Origin of the sequence: Pseudomonas paraversuta, assembly GCF_904067025.1 — a bacterium.
GTDB lineage: Bacteria > Pseudomonadota > Gammaproteobacteria > Pseudomonadales > Pseudomonadaceae > Aquipseudomonas > Aquipseudomonas paraversuta.
This window is the reverse complement of sequence record NZ_CAJFDA010000001.1, coordinates 682681-697404: the sequence shown is the minus strand read 5'-3', so window position 1 is coordinate 697404 and position 14724 is coordinate 682681. Positions and strand designations below refer to the sequence as shown.

General features: G+C 58.9%; 8 protein-coding genes and 1 pseudogene. 2 read left to right on the top strand and 7 right to left on the bottom strand.

Annotated features, from left to right (window positions below; all coding sequences use genetic code 11):
- Positions 1-169 precede the first annotated feature (169 nt).
- On the bottom strand, positions 170-1837 hold the full coding sequence (ettA, locus tag JQ848_RS03340) for an energy-dependent translational throttle protein EttA (protein WP_003443957.1): 1668 nt from the start codon (positions 1835-1837) through the stop codon (positions 170-172).
- 986 nt (positions 1838-2823) lie between these two features.
- Between ettA and JQ848_RS03335 the strand changes: the two are divergent.
- Both JQ848_RS03335 and glyA read left to right on the top strand, forming a co-directional pair.
- A pseudogene (locus JQ848_RS03335) lies at positions 2824-5994 on the top strand (sensor domain-containing protein); the annotation flags it as partial.
- A gap of 118 nt (positions 5995-6112) precedes the next feature.
- Entirely contained in the window at positions 6113-7366 is a 1254-nt protein-coding gene (gene glyA, locus JQ848_RS03330; RefSeq protein WP_003443962.1) for a serine hydroxymethyltransferase, read from the top strand.
- 144 nt (positions 7367-7510) lie between these two features.
- Here the strand turns inward: glyA and yjiA are convergent, their stop codons facing one another.
- From yjiA to katB, 6 genes are all read right to left on the bottom strand, one after another.
- Positions 7511-8473, bottom strand: a complete 963-nt coding sequence (gene yjiA / locus JQ848_RS03325) for a GTPase (protein ID WP_202210264.1) — start codon at positions 8471-8473, stop codon at positions 7511-7513.
- A gap of 121 nt (positions 8474-8594) precedes the next feature.
- Complete coding sequence (locus JQ848_RS03320) at positions 8595-8792, bottom strand: YbdD/YjiX family protein (RefSeq protein WP_003443968.1); 198 nt, start codon at positions 8790-8792, stop codon at positions 8595-8597.
- A 15-nt stretch (positions 8793-8807) separates the two neighbouring features.
- Positions 8808-10874 (bottom strand): carbon starvation CstA family protein, encoded by a 2067-nt coding sequence (locus tag JQ848_RS03315; protein WP_003443970.1) that lies wholly within the window; start codon positions 10872-10874, stop codon positions 8808-8810.
- Positions 10875-11044: 170 nt separating this feature from the next.
- A complete protein-coding gene (gene radA / locus JQ848_RS03310; RefSeq protein ID WP_003443972.1) occupies positions 11045-12412 on the bottom strand; it encodes a DNA repair protein RadA in 1368 nt (455 codons plus the stop codon).
- 45 nt (positions 12413-12457) lie between these two features.
- Positions 12458-12988, bottom strand: a complete 531-nt coding sequence (locus JQ848_RS03305; protein WP_161719100.1) for an ankyrin repeat domain-containing protein — start codon at positions 12986-12988, stop codon at positions 12458-12460.
- Positions 12989-13064: 76 nt separating this feature from the next.
- Complete coding sequence (gene katB, locus JQ848_RS03300) at positions 13065-14606, bottom strand: catalase KatB (protein WP_202210263.1); 1542 nt, start codon at positions 14604-14606, stop codon at positions 13065-13067.
- Positions 14607-14724 lie beyond the last annotated feature (118 nt).

The window sequence follows — 14724 nt, the reverse complement described above, 5'->3', positions numbered from 1 at the left end:
AAGCAGTCATTGCGCACCATAAAAGTGATTCTTGTACCCAGTTTTGCACCAACTGAAACCCGCCCCCAGGCGCTACCTTCGTTCCTCGTAGGCAACTACGGAAATCATGCCTGTCTGCACAAAAAAAAACGGAGCCCCGAGGGGCTCCGTTGTTTCTTGCAAACCGGCCTTACTGGGCCAGCTTCTTGTGACGTACACGGTGCGGCTGGTTGGCCGCTTCGCCGAGACGCTTCTTACGATCAGCTTCGTACTCGGTGTAGTTGCCTTCAAAGAAGACCGCTTGCGAGTCGTCTTCGTACGCCAGGATGTGAGTCGCGACGCGGTCAAGGAACCACCGATCGTGAGAGATCACAATGGCAGCGCCCGGGAAGTCCAGCAGCGCTTCTTCGAGCGAACGCAGGGTCTCAACGTCAAGGTCGTTGGACGGTTCGTCGAGCAGCAGCACGTTGGCGCCCTCTTTCAAGGTCAGGGCCAGGTGCAAGCGACCACGCTCACCGCCGGACAGGTCCTTGACGAACTTCTGCTGATCGCCACCTTTGAAGTTGAAACGGCCTACATAGGTACGCGACGGGATTTCGTAGTTACCAATGCGGATCACATCAGAACCATCAGAAATGGCCTGGAACACAGTCTTGCTGCCATCCAGGTCGTCGCGGCTCTGATCCACACAGGCAAGCTGCACGGTTTCGCCGATTTCGATGCTGCCGGAGTCCGGCTGCTCTTTGCCCATCAGCATGCGGAACAGGGTCGACTTACCGGCACCGTTACCGCCGATCACGCCAACGATGGCGCCTTTAGGCATGGAGAACGACAGGTTGTCGATCAGCACGCGATCGCCGTAGCCCTTGGACACGTTCTTGAATTCGATAACCTTGTCACCCAGGCGCGGACCGGCCGGGATGTAGATTTCGTTGGTTTCGCTGCGCTTCTGGAATTCCTGCGATTGCAGTTCTTCGAAACGTTGCAGACGAGCCTTGGATTTCGACTGACGGGCCTTGGCGCCTTTACGGACCCATTCCAGCTCGTCTTTCATGGCTTTTTCATGGGCCGACTGCTGCTTGGATTCGGCAGCCAGACGATCGGACTTGGCTTCAAGCCAGCCCGAATAGTTGCCCTCGTAAGGAATGCCCGCTCCGCGGTCAAGCTCCAGAATCCAGCCAGCCACGTTATCCAGGAAGTAACGGTCGTGCGTAATCGCAACCACGGTACCCGGGAAATCGTGCAGGAAGTGTTCCAGCCAGGCCACGGAGTCAGCGTCCAGGTGGTTGGTCGGTTCGTCGAGCAGCAGCATGTCCGGGGCCGACAGCAGCAGGCGGCACAAGGCCACACGACGCTTCTCACCACCGGACAGGTGTTCAACCTTGGCATCCCAGGCCGGCAGACGCAGTGCATCGGCAGCGACTTCCAGCTGGCGCTCCAGGTTGTGACCGTCGCTTGCCTGCAGAATGGATTCGAGCTTGGCCTGTTCTGCAGCCAGCTTGTCGAAGTCGGCATCCGGGTCAGCGTATTCAGCGTAAACCTGATCCAGACGCGCTTGCGCATCCTTGATCACGCTAACGGCTTCTTCAACCACTTCACGTACGGTTTTGTTCGGGTCCAGCTGCGGCTCTTGGGGCAAGTAGCCGATGTTCAATTCCGGCATCGGGCGTGCTTCGCCGTCGAACTCGGTGTCCACGCCAGCCATGATTTTCAACAGGGTGGATTTACCCGAACCGTTCAAACCGAGCACGCCAATCTTGGCGCCCGGGTAAAACGACAGGGAGATGTTTTTCAGGATTTCCCGCTTCGGCGGAACAACTTTGCTCAGCCGATGCATGGTGAATACGTATTGAGCCATGGAGAACCTAGCGTCAGTGACTGATGAATAAGGCGCGAGCATTGCCGGATCAGGCAATAGGAAAAAGTCAGGGACTGATATGCATCAATACCTGCTGACAGTATATGCCTGAGTGTAGGCGCTCGAATAACCGGCAAAGCTACCTGAATGCGTTGATCAGGGCAAACCAGAGCACAGCACAGGGCTGGCACTTTGCCACAACCCAAGGCATGCTAGGCGCCCTCTGGGCGTCCGGCTTATAGTGCGCGCGCGCCTTGTTTGCCAAACCGCAGGATCACAGCTTGCCCAATGTCACCCCGCCAACACTGCCCCGCACACCAGGCCAACTCCTTGGCACACCTGTGCGCGGCACGTTAAAAGGCGCACTGGCAACCCTGGTCCTGTTGCTGCTGGCAATGCTGTTCTGGCTATTGATTGAACAGTTCCGGAACGCGATCCAGCAGGAGCGCCTGTCGAGCATCAATTACAGCGCAGACCTGGCCGACCACATCAACCTGAGTATGGAACTCAGGGCCGAAACCGCCCTCAACCTGCTGCCTGCCTATGCCCCCCCCAAAGATTCGCTCCAGCTACAGGAGCTGCTCGAACGGCTGCGCCAAACCTTGCCGCCCCTGCAAAGCCTGGCCTTATTGAGTCCAGCCGGAGAAGTGCTGCTCGACAGCACGGGCATCAGCCCCGATGCGGCCTTCCTGGCCGACTGGATAAAAAACATCCGGTTGTACAGCCGTACAGCCGGGTATTTTTACGGCAACAACAGGGATGCCAGCGTTGCTTATCTGTTGTTGCGCCAGACCGGTGACACGACCAACGGTTACTGGCTGCTGCGCATGACCCCGGATCTGCTGCAAAACCTCACGCGCCAGACCCTGAACAGCAACCGCCCCCAATGGCAGGTCGAAAACACCCTGACGGATCAGGTGCTCAGCACCAGTACCGCTCCTGTCACCCGGCTATCAAGCTCCGATCCCCGGGACATGGATGACACAGTACTGCTGACCCCCTTGCGCAACAGCGACTGGCAGTTGCGCGGGCTGTTCAATGACCAGATGGCGGCGCAACAGCTGCTACCCGGACTGATTGGCAAATGCTTGCTCGGCCTGCTGTTCTCGATGCTGCCGGTGGTCGCACTTTTGAATATGCGCCGCCGCCAGCGCCAGCTGCACGAAGGCCGGCGTCGTTATCACGATATTTTTGAAGGCACCGGCGTCGCGCTTTGCGTACTCGACCTGTCCAGCCTGCCTGGCTTTCTTGAGCGCGAAAAAATCCAGGACAGCCATGCCCTCAAACAATGGCTGAACAACCAGCCGCAGCATCGGCGCCAGCTGTTTGAACAATTGCGCATCACCGAAGTGAACCAGGTCGCCATGCAGTTGCTGGAGGTCGAATCCGAGGACGGCGCCTGGTCAAAACTGATCAGCGGCGCCCCGCAAACCGGCTCGGCCATTGGTTATCAACTGGTCGAGGCCGTGCTCAACCGGCTGCAACAACTGGAGCTGGAAATCAAACTGGCCGACGCCGGGGGGCGGGACCAGCATTTATGGCTGGTGCTGCGTCTGCCCGATACCCGCCTGGACTATCACGCGGTCATTCTGAGCATTACCGACATTACCAACCGCAAGCTGATCGAGCTGTCCTTGCAGGAGCGCGAAAGCTTTTGGTCCGACGTGGTACGCACCGTGCCGGACCACCTGTATGTGCAGGATGTCACCAGCCAGATGATGATTTTCAGCAATCACCATCTGGGCCACACCCTGGGCTACAACGCCGCCGAGCTCAAGCAAATGGGCGCTTATTTCTGGGAGCTGCTGCTGCACCCCGACGACGCCGGGCACTATCACGAACTGCGCCACCAGCAACGTCACGGCAACTATGTGCGCCGGTTGCAATGCCAGTTGCGCTTTCGTCATCGCAGTGGCGTCTGGCGCAGTTTTGAGATTCGCGAACAGGCTCTGGCCCTGGGTACCGGGGAGCAGGTAACGCGGATTGTCGGGGTTGCCAAAGACATCACTGACCAGATCGAGGCCAGCGAATCGCTGCGCGACAGTGAGCAGCGCTACCGGATGCTGGCGGAAAGCATCAGTGATGTGATTTTCTCCACCGACAGCAGGTTATGCCTGAATTACGTCAGTCCGTCGGTACAGACTGTGCTGGGCTACGACGCGCAATGGGTGTTCAACAATGGTTGGCAATCGACCATCGCCAATCCGCAACAACTGGCGGGTATCTACAGCCTGCTGGCGCGGGTCAGCGCTGCGCTGGACACCCCCGAGCAACTGGCGCCCCTGCGCACTCAAGTGCAAACCCAGGTGTTCCTGCTCGACTGCTTGCGGGCTGACGGACGCAAAATCCCCATCGAGCTGCGTCTGGTACTGGTGTGGGACGAGAGCAATACGTTCGAGGGCATCCTCGGCGTTGGCCGCGATATCAGTCAGCAGCGCAACGCAGAAAAAGACCTGCGAATGGCGGCTACGGTATTCGAACACTCAACCTCGGCGATCCTGATAACCGACCCGGCCGGCTATATCGTCCAGGCCAATGAGGCCTTTAGCCGGGTCAGCGGTTACGCCGTAGCGCAAGTGCTCGACCAGTTGCCAAGCATGCTGACCGTGGATGAACAGCAACAGGCGCATCTGCGTTACGTGATCAAGCAACTCAATCAGCACCGCTCATGGGAGGGCGAGGTGTGGCTCAAACGCCGCAGCGGCGAACACTACCCGGCATGGGTCGGGATCACCGCGGTGCTGGACGATGAAGGCGACCTGGCCAGCTACGTGTGTTTTTTCAGTGACATCAGCGAACGCAAGGCCAGTGAGCAGCGAATCCACCGCCTGGCCTATTACGATGCCCTGACCCACCTGCCCAACCGGACACTGTTTCAGGATCGCCTGCACACCGCACTGCAACAGGGCGACCGGAACAAGTCGTGGGTGGTCCTGATGTTCCTCGACCTCGACCGTTTCAAACCGATCAATGACTCCCTGGGGCACGCCGCCGGCGACCGCATGCTCAAAGACATGGCGACCCGCCTGCTGGCCTGTGTGGACGACGACGATACCGTGGCGCGCATGGGCGGGGACGAGTTCACCCTGCTCCTGCAACCACGGGCAACCCGTCAAATGGCCCTGAACCGGGCCATCAGCGTGGCCGAACAGATCCTCGCCAGCCTGGTACAACCCTTTGTCCTCGAAAGCCGTGAATTCTTCGTCACGGCCAGTATCGGCATAGCCCTGAGCCCGCAAGACGGAAACGAACTCAGCCAGTTGATGAAAAACGCCGATACGGCGATGTACCACGCCAAAGAGCGCGGCAAGAACAACTTCCAGTTCTATCAGGCCGACATGAACGCCAGCGCCCTGGAACGCCTGGAACTGGAAAGCGATTTGCGCCATGCCCTGGAGCAGGAAGAATTCGTACTCTATTACCAGCCGCAATTCAGTGGCGACGGCAAACGCCTGACCGGGGTTGAAGCACTGTTGCGCTGGAATCACCCGCGCCGCGGACTGGTGCCGCCCGGGGATTTTATCCCGGTGCTCGAAGAGCTGGGCCTGGTGGTCGACGTCGGTGACTGGGTGCTGGCCGCAGCCTGTCGCCAACTCAAACACTGGCATCAGGCCAAGGTGCGGGTGCCCAAAGTCTCGGTCAATATCTCGGCGCGCCAGTTTTCGGACGGCCAGCTGGGCAACCGGATTGCCAACATCCTCAAGGAAACGGGCCTGCCCCCGGCGTGTCTTGAGCTCGAGCTGACCGAAAGCATCCTGATGCGCGAAGTCAGCGAGGCGCTGCAAATTCTGGCCAGCCTAAAAAATCTCGGCCTGAGCATTGCCGTCGACGACTTCGGCACCGGCTATTCATCGCTCAACTATCTCAAGCAATTCCCGATCGACGTACTGAAAATCGACCGTACCTTTGTCGACGGTTTGCCCTGTGGCGAGCAGGACGCCCAGATTGCCCGGGCCATTATTGCAATGGCCCACAGCCTGAATCTGGCGGTCATCGCCGAAGGCGTCGAGACCCACGAACAGCTGGTTTTCCTGCGCGAGCACGGCTGCGACGAAGTCCAGGGCTACCTGCTGGGACGACCGCTGCCGGCACACCAGTTAGAGAAACAGTTACTGGCCAAGCAGCGGCACACTGCCAGTGATGAATTACCCATTTGAAGTGGCCGTTACCTGCTTGCAGTTTGATCAGGAACGCCGTGAATCGCTTTCATATGCCAGATAAAACCCATTGGGTTAGAATGCCCTCCTTTTCTGCCCCCGATCCTTGAGGACCGCCATGTTCAGCCGTGATTTGACACTTGCCAAGTTCGACGCCGACCTTTTTGCCGCCATGGAGCAAGAAGCTCAGCGCCAGGAAGAACATATTGAGCTGATCGCTTCGGAAAACTACACCAGCCCAGCGGTCATGGAAGCTCAAGGCTCGGTTCTGACCAACAAGTACGCCGAAGGTTATCCGGGCAAGCGTTACTACGGTGGCTGCGAATACGTCGACGTCGTCGAGCAACTGGCCATCGACCGTGCAAAAGAACTGTTCGGCGCCGATTACGCCAACGTTCAGCCGCACGCCGGCTCCCAGGCCAACAGCGCTGTATACCTGGCCCTGCTGTCGGCCGGTGACACCATTCTGGGCATGAGCCTGGCCCACGGCGGTCACTTGACCCACGGCGCCAGCGTTTCGTCCTCGGGCAAGCTGTACAACGCCATCCAGTACGGTATCGACGCCAATGGCCTGATCGACTACGACGAAGTTGAACGTCTGGCCGTTGAGAACAAGCCAAAAATGATCGTGGCCGGTTTCTCTGCCTACTCGCAGATCCTCGACTTCCCTCGTTTCCGCGCTATCGCAGACAAAGTCGGCGCCTACCTGTTCGTCGACATGGCACACGTGGCCGGTCTGGTTGCAGCGGGCGTTTACCCGAACCCGGTTCCTTATGCTGACGTAGTGACCACCACTACCCACAAAACCCTGCGCGGTCCACGTGGCGGCCTGATCCTGGCCAAAGCCAACGCCGACATCGAGAAGAAGCTGAATTCGGCTGTTTTCCCGGGTTCCCAGGGCGGTCCGCTGGAGCACGTTATCGCGGCCAAGGCCGTGTGCTTCAAGGAAGCGCTGCAGCCTGAGTTCAAGGCTTACCAGCAACAAGTGGTCAAGAACGCTCAGGCCATGGCTTCGGTGTTCATCGAGCGCGGTTTTGACGTGGTCTCGGGCGGTACTGAAAACCACCTGTTCCTGCTGTCGCTGATCAAGCAGGACATCTCCGGTAAAGATGCTGACGCCGCTCTGGGCAAAGCCTTCATCACCGTGAACAAAAACTCCGTACCGAACGATCCACGCTCCCCGTTCGTTACCTCGGGTCTGCGTTTCGGTACTCCGGCTGTCACCACCCGCGGCTTCAAGGTTGAAGAATGCCGTGAACTGGCAGGCTGGATCTGCGACATCCTTGACGACATCAACAACGAAGCCGTTATTGATGCCGTTCGCGAGAAGGTCAAAGCCATTTGCGCCAAGCTGCCTGTTTACGGCAACTGATAGCAAACAGCTGAAAAAAAGCCCGGCTTTCTAGCCGGGCTTTTTTCTGGGCGCTCTGCGGATACGCCCTGTAGGAGCGAGCTTGCTCGCGAGCTTCTTCAAACCATAAACAGCCCGCGCCTACAGATATAAGGCGGTGATGGATCAGAGCCGTGCAAACCCTTCGCGAATGGTGGCCTCCGGCAATTCATCGGCAATAAACACCATCACGCTTTCGCGCAGCTCGCCCTCGGCCCATTCGGTGTCCCAATCAAAACCGTAGAGCTTGAGCACACCCTGAAACACCAGGCGCCGGTCTTCACCGGCAATATTCAATACACCCTTGTAACGCAGCAGCTGTTTACCGTGCTCTTCCAGCAGCTCGTTCATAAAGGTGCTGAGGCTGTCGATATCCAGCGGTTTTTCGGTGCGCAGCACCATGCTGGAAATACGGTCCGCAGAAGCCGCAGGCTGTACCGGACGCAAATTCAGACCGCCACCTGGATCTGCATTCAGGTTGAACCCGCGCACATCCAGCAGCTCGGCCAGATCAATCTTGCCGTGCTCCACCACCCGGATCGGCGCCCGGCGATTGATCCGGGTCAGGCGCTGGCACAGCGCATCAAATGTGGTGTCATCCACCAGATCACGCTTGCTCACCAACAGCCGGTCGGCAAAGCCGATTTGCGCCTGGGCGATGGTCTGGCTCAGGTGAACCTCGGCGTGGGCGGCATCCACCAGCGTGATGATGCCGTCCAGCAGATAACGCTCACGCAGTTCTTCGTCAATAAAGAAGGTTTGTGCCACCGGCGCCGGATCAGCCAGGCCGGTGCATTCGATGACCAGCCGGTCGAAGGTGATTTCACCGCTGTCCAGACGCTCAAGCAACAGGTACAGCGCCTTGGTCAGATCAGTGTAAATGGTGCAGCACACACAGCCATTGGACAGGGTCATGACTTGCACCGGCTCATCGCCCAACAACTGGGTGTCGATTCCGGCATCGCTGAATTCGTTTTCAATCACGGCGATTTTCAGCCCGTGCTCGGCCTTGAGCAGATGACGCAACAAGGTGGTTTTACCGGCACCGAGAAATCCGCTGAGGATGGTGACGGGGATTGGAGAGGTCATGTCGGGTCTCCTGTTGAACACAAAAAAATGTGGGAGCGGGCTTGCCCGCGAAGGTATCGACAGTCGATGCCATCGCGGACAAACCCGCTCCCACAGTCAGATACAACCCGCCCTTAGCGGATTAACAGCACTTGGGCCCGCCCTTGCCGCCGTAACGCGCCTCCTGGCGCTCCCGAAAGAACGCTTCGTAGGTCATTACCGGCTTGTCCGGGTGTTTGGTTTGCATATGCTCGACGTAATTGTCGTAGTCGGGCATGCCGACCATCAGGCGCGCGGCCTGACCGAGGTATTTACCGAGGCGACTCAGGTCATTGAACATGCTTGCAATCCTCTGTCATGCATCCGGTAGGGAGTGGTACGGCGCTTCTTTATCCGTACGTTCTTTACGCCCCCAGGCCGCGGCACCGACTTTAACGGCATAGAACAGAATGCTGAACACCACGAACAGGAACAGCACGGTCAGACCGGCGTTGGTGTAGGCATTGATGATCACGTGCTGCATCTGGTCGATGTTTTTCGCCGGGGCAATCACTTGGCCGGCATCCAGTGCGGTGCTGTATTTTTTCGCCAGGGCCAGGAAACCGACCGCCGGGTTGGCGTCGAACAGCTTGATGAAACCGGCGTAGGTGGTGCAAATCAGCAGCCAGACCGCTGGCAGCATGGTTACCCAAATGTAGCGCTGGCGCTTCATTTTGATCAGCACGACGGTGGCCAGCATCAGCGCAATCCCCGCCAGCATCTGGTTGGAAATACCGAACAACGGCCACAGGGTGTTGATGCCGCCCAGCGGGTCGATTACGCCCTGGTACAGCAGGTAACCCCACATCGCCACACACAGACCGGTTGCCAGCACGTTGGCTGGCCACGACTCGGTGCGCTTGAGGGCTGGCACGAAGCTGCCAAGCAAGTCCTGCAACATGAAGCGACCGGCACGGGTGCCCGCGTCGACCGCGGTCAGAATGAACAGCGCCTCAAACAAAATGGCGAAGTGATACCAGAACGCCATGGTGTTTTCGCCCGGCAGCACGTTGTGCAGGATCTGCGCGATCCCCACTGCCAGGGTCGGTGCGCCGCCGGCACGGGCCAGAACCGTGGTTTCACCGATGTCATGGGCCAGTGCCGTCAGTGCGTCCGGGGTAATTGCAAAGCCCCAGCTGCTCACCGTTTGCGCCACAGTCACCACGTCACCGCCGACAATGGCTGCCGGGCTGTTCATGGCGAAGTACACACCAGGCTCGATCACCGACGCGGCAACCATTGCCATGATGGCCACGAATGACTCCATCAGCATCGCGCCGTAGCCGATATAACGGGAGTTGCATTCGTTATCCAGCAGTTTTGGCGTGGTACCCGAGGCAATCAGTGCGTGGAAACCCGACACCGCCCCGCAGGCAATGGTGATGAACAGGAACGGGAACAGACCGCCTTTCCACACCGGACCGGTGCCGTCGACGAATTGGGTCAGGGCCGGCATTTTCAGTTCGGGCATGGTGACCAGAATGCCGATCGCCAGGGCCACGATGGTGCCGATTTTAAGGAAGGTGGACAGGTAGTCACGGGGCGCAAGTACCAGCCACACCGGCAGCACCGCCGCCACAAAGCCGTAGCCGATCAGCATCCAGGTGATTTGCGTACCGGTGAAGGTAAATATCGGCGCCCACTCCGGGCTGGCCGCAATCTGGCCCCCCAGCCAGATGGAACCCAGCAACAGCAACACGCCGACAATCGAGATTTCACCGATACGGCCCGGGCGGATGTAGCGCATGTAAATGCCCATGAACATCGCGATCGGGATGGTGGCCATCACTGTGAACATGCCCCACGGGCTCTCGGCCAAGGCTTTGACCACGATCAGCGCCAGCACCGCGAGGATGATGATCATGATCAGGAAGCAGCCAAACAGCGCGATGGTGCCAGGCACCTTGCCCATCTCTTCGCGCACCATGTCGCCCAGGGAGCGACCGTTGCGACGAACGGACATGAACAGGACCATGAAGTCCTGTACTGCACCGGCCAGCACTACCCCGGCAATCAGCCAGAGCGTGCCCGGCAGATAGCCCATTTGCGCAGCCAGTACCGGCCCGACCAGAGGCCCGGCGCCGGCGATGGCTGCAAAGTGGTGACCGAAAAGAATGTGTTTGTTGGTCGGGACATAGTCCAGACCGTCGTTATTGACCACCGCCGGTGTCGCCCGCAGTGGGTCCAGTTGCATCACCTTGGTGGCGATAAACAAACTGTAATAACGGTAAGCGACCAGGTAGATGGCAACGGCTGCCACTACGATCCACAAGGCGTTGACCGCCTCGCCTCGGCGCAAGGCCACTACGCCAAGGGCGCAGGCTCCTACAATTGCCAGCACCAGCCACGGGATGTGGCGTAGCAGGCTATTTTTATTATTCATTTTTATATTCCGGCCAGTTGGACAAGAAAGACTGCCACCGGAGTTTAGCGCCCCCAGCTCTAAAGACCACCCCCTTACCTTGGTCTAGAGCCTTCTTTTACGGTTTTATGCTTGGCTATTGATCCGTTTGCGCGGTCAGGCCTGCGCGGTGCTTGCCGCTGTTTGAAGCGCTACTCAAACAATGCATCCAGCGCCTGTTCCAGACGGGTCACGCCAATTACCTTCAGACCCGGCGGCGACTCTTTGGGGGCGTTGCCCATAGGCACGATGGCCCGTTTGAAACCGTGCTTGGCCGCCTCTTTCAAGCGTTCCTGACCGCTGGGCACTGGTCGTACTTCACCCGACAACCCCACCTCGCCAAATACCAGCAGATCGTGGGGCAGCGGTTTATTGCGCAGGCTGGACATCACGGCGGCCATCAGTGCGAGGTCGGACGCGGTCTCCAGCACCTTGACCCCGCCCACCACGTTGAGGAATACATCCTGATCGTGGGTCGGAATTCCACCATGGCGATGCAGGACGGCCAGTAACATGGCCAGGCGGTTTTGATCCAGGCCCAGGGTGACCCGGCGCGGATTGGACATGTGGCTGTCATCCACCAGTGCCTGCACCTCTACCAGCATCGGGCGTGTGCCTTCCCAAGTGGCCATGACCACACTGCCGGGCACTTCTTCCTGGGCCCGGGTGAGGAAAATCGCAGACGGGTTGGAGACCTCTTTCAGGCCCTTGTCGGTCATGCCGAACACGCCCAGTTCGTTAACTGCGCCGAAGCGGTTTTTTACCGCCCGCAACAAACGCAAACGACCGTCTGACTCGCCCTCGAAATACAGCACGGTGTCGACCATGTGCTCCAGCACCCGGGGCCCGGCCAGCGCGCCCTCTTTGGTGACGTGGCCCACAAGGAAGATCGCAGTGCCGCTGGACTTGGCATAGCGCACCAGCAATGCCGCACTTTCACGCACTTGCGACACGCCACCCGGGGCCGATTGCAGCTGCTCGGTGAAGATGGTCTGGATCGAGTCGATCACCATGACCTTGGGTTTTTCCAGCTTGGCGGTGGCGATGATGCTTTCGATGCAGGTCTCGGTCATGACCTTGAGCTGATCCTGGGGCAAGCCCAGACGGCGGGCGCGCATGGCTACTTGCTGCTGCGATTCCTCGCCGGTGACATACAGCGCAGGCATGCGCGAGGCCATATGACACAAAGTTTGCAGGAGAATGGTCGATTTACCGATACCGGGATCGCCGCCGATCAGCACCACCGAGCCGTCCACCAGACCGCCACCGAGCACCCGGTCCAGCTCGCCCGAGGCGGTGGAGAAGCGCGGGATTTCAGCAATGCTGACCTCGGCCAGGGTTTTGATCTGGGCTTGTTGCCCGGTCCAGCCGGTGCGCCCGCTGGGTGGCGCGGCAGCACCACTTTCAACAATGGTTTCGACCAGGGTGTTCCAGACGCCGCACTCACCGCACTGCCCGGCCCACTTGGGGAAAGTTGCGCCGCACTCGGTGCAGCCGTATATGCGCTTGGGCTTGGCCATCTGAACTCCACGGAAAAACCGCGATGATAGCCCAGCACACCCGTATTAGTGCGATCGCGGCATACGGATTTCGCCATCGGCCAGCCGGGCGGCACTATTGCCCTGTGCATCTTCGGCATTCAGGTCCGCCCCCTTGCGCGACAAATCCTTGAGCAATTCGGCCCGCTGAAACAGGCCTGCATACATGGCAGCGGTCTGCCCCGCGCCGTTGCGCTGATCGGGGTTGCAATCAGTGCCCAGTAAACGGCGGGCAATCCGGACTTCGCCCTTGAAAATCGCGCCCATCAGGGCTGTATTACCGCGCAAGTCTTGGGCACAGGGGTTTGCGCCAGCCTTCAGCAAGTGCTCAACCGCCTCGCCCTGACCGTTGTAGGCCGCAAGGATGAGCGCGGTATAACCCTTGCTGTCTTGCACATTGAGGCTGTAGCCGGACTCGATAAAGGTATCGAGCATGGCCACGTCACCACGGCGCGCCGCATCGAAGTAATAGTTCCGGAGTTCGGCCTGTACATCGGGTTCGGCGGCCAGGGCAAGCCCGCTGACAATAAGCAGAGTCAGGGATAAAAGCGTTCTCATAGGTTCATACCTTAACCGCCCTGTGGGAGCGAGCGTGCTCGCGAACAAGCTCGCTCCTGCAGGATTGGTAACTAAGTCAGTCGACCAGTCTGGCGGCCAGTGCCTTGACCCGGCCCAGGTCACCCTTGGCCACTTTGGTCACGCCGGTGCCGTATTCAGGGTCGGCCTTGTACAGAAACGACAGCATGATGTGTTTGCTCTCATCGTCTGTTGTCGCCAAAGACTCACCGAAACTTTCAATCAGATCCTGACGCTCTTTGTTGCTGAAGGAACGGTAAAGATCCCCCGCCTGTTTGAAGTTTTGCTCACGCTGAATCTTCGCTTGCTGGGTGGTGCCCGACACTGGCATTTCGCTGTAACGCGCAGCTTGCGGCTCTTCGCGCGGCATCAGGCGGCTCGGCTGATAATTCACCCCGGTGACGGTATGACCGATGTTCATCGCACCGTCCTGGTTGCCATTGTTGACACCATTGCGCGGGGCATTTATCGGCAACTGCATGGCGTTGGCACCAAGGCGGTACATCTGCGTATCGGCATAGGAGAACACCCGGCCTTGCAGCAGACGGTCTTCGGAAGGCTCGATACCCGGCACCAGATTGGCCGGGGCCATAGCGACCTGCTCGGTTTCCTGAAACACATTGGCCGGGTTGCGGTTCAACACCATCTGCCCGACTTTGCGCTCAGGTACCCCCGGCCAGATTTTGGTTGCATCCAGCGGGTCAAAATCGAAGGTTTTCAGATCTTGCGGCTTGAGTACCTGCACGTACAAATCCCACTTGGGGAAATCGCCCTTGTTGATATGGGCCACCAGATCGTTGGTCAGGTGGCTGTAATCACGGCCTTGAACCCGGGTGACCTGTGCGGGATCCAGATTGTTGAGGCCCTGGAGGCTTTTCCAGTGGAATTTCACATAGCGCACGTCACCTTTGGCGTTCACCAGTTTGTAGGCGTGTACCCCATTACCGTCCATCTGGCGATAGCTGGCCGGCGTACCTGCGTTGGAGTACAGCTCGGTCAGGGTGCGGGTGGCTTCGGGTACATGGGAGAAGAAGTCGAAGCGCCGTGAGTCGTCGTCAAGGTTGGTGCGCGGGTCGGGCTTGAAGGCATGCACCATGTCCGGAAACTTGATCGCATCGCGGATAAAGAAGGTCGGGAAGTTGTTGCCTACCAAGTCCCAGTTACCGTCGGCGGTGTAAAACTTGGTGGCGAAACCCCGTGGATCACGCAGGGTTTCCGGCGAATGGTTGCCGTGCACCACAGCCGAAAAACGGACAAACACCGGCGTGGTTTCACCCGCGGCAAATACTTTGGCTTTGCTCAGATCACTCATGTCACTGGTCACGGTAAAGGTGCCGTGAGCCCCGGTGCCGCGGGCATGCACCACACGCTCCGGGATGCGTTCGCGGTCAAAGCGCTGAAGTTTTTGCAGCAACTGCACGTCTTGCAGCAATACCGGGCCGTTTGCCCCTGCCGTTTGCGAGTTCTGGTTATCGCCGACTGCGGCACCGTTGTCGCGAGTCAAGGTGGCGGCCTGTACTGAAACCGACAGCAGGCTGGCGCTCAAAACACACAGCAGGCGACGCTGTGAAAACGCTCCAGAGCCTAGGGGGATGGTCATGGGTAAGTCCTCTGATTATTAGGTGCGCATCGGGGCGCTGACCAAAGGCTAGAGGGCCGGGGAGCAAATTCTAAATAGAAAGGTCGCAACTACCTGATTGAAATAAAAGTCTGGCATT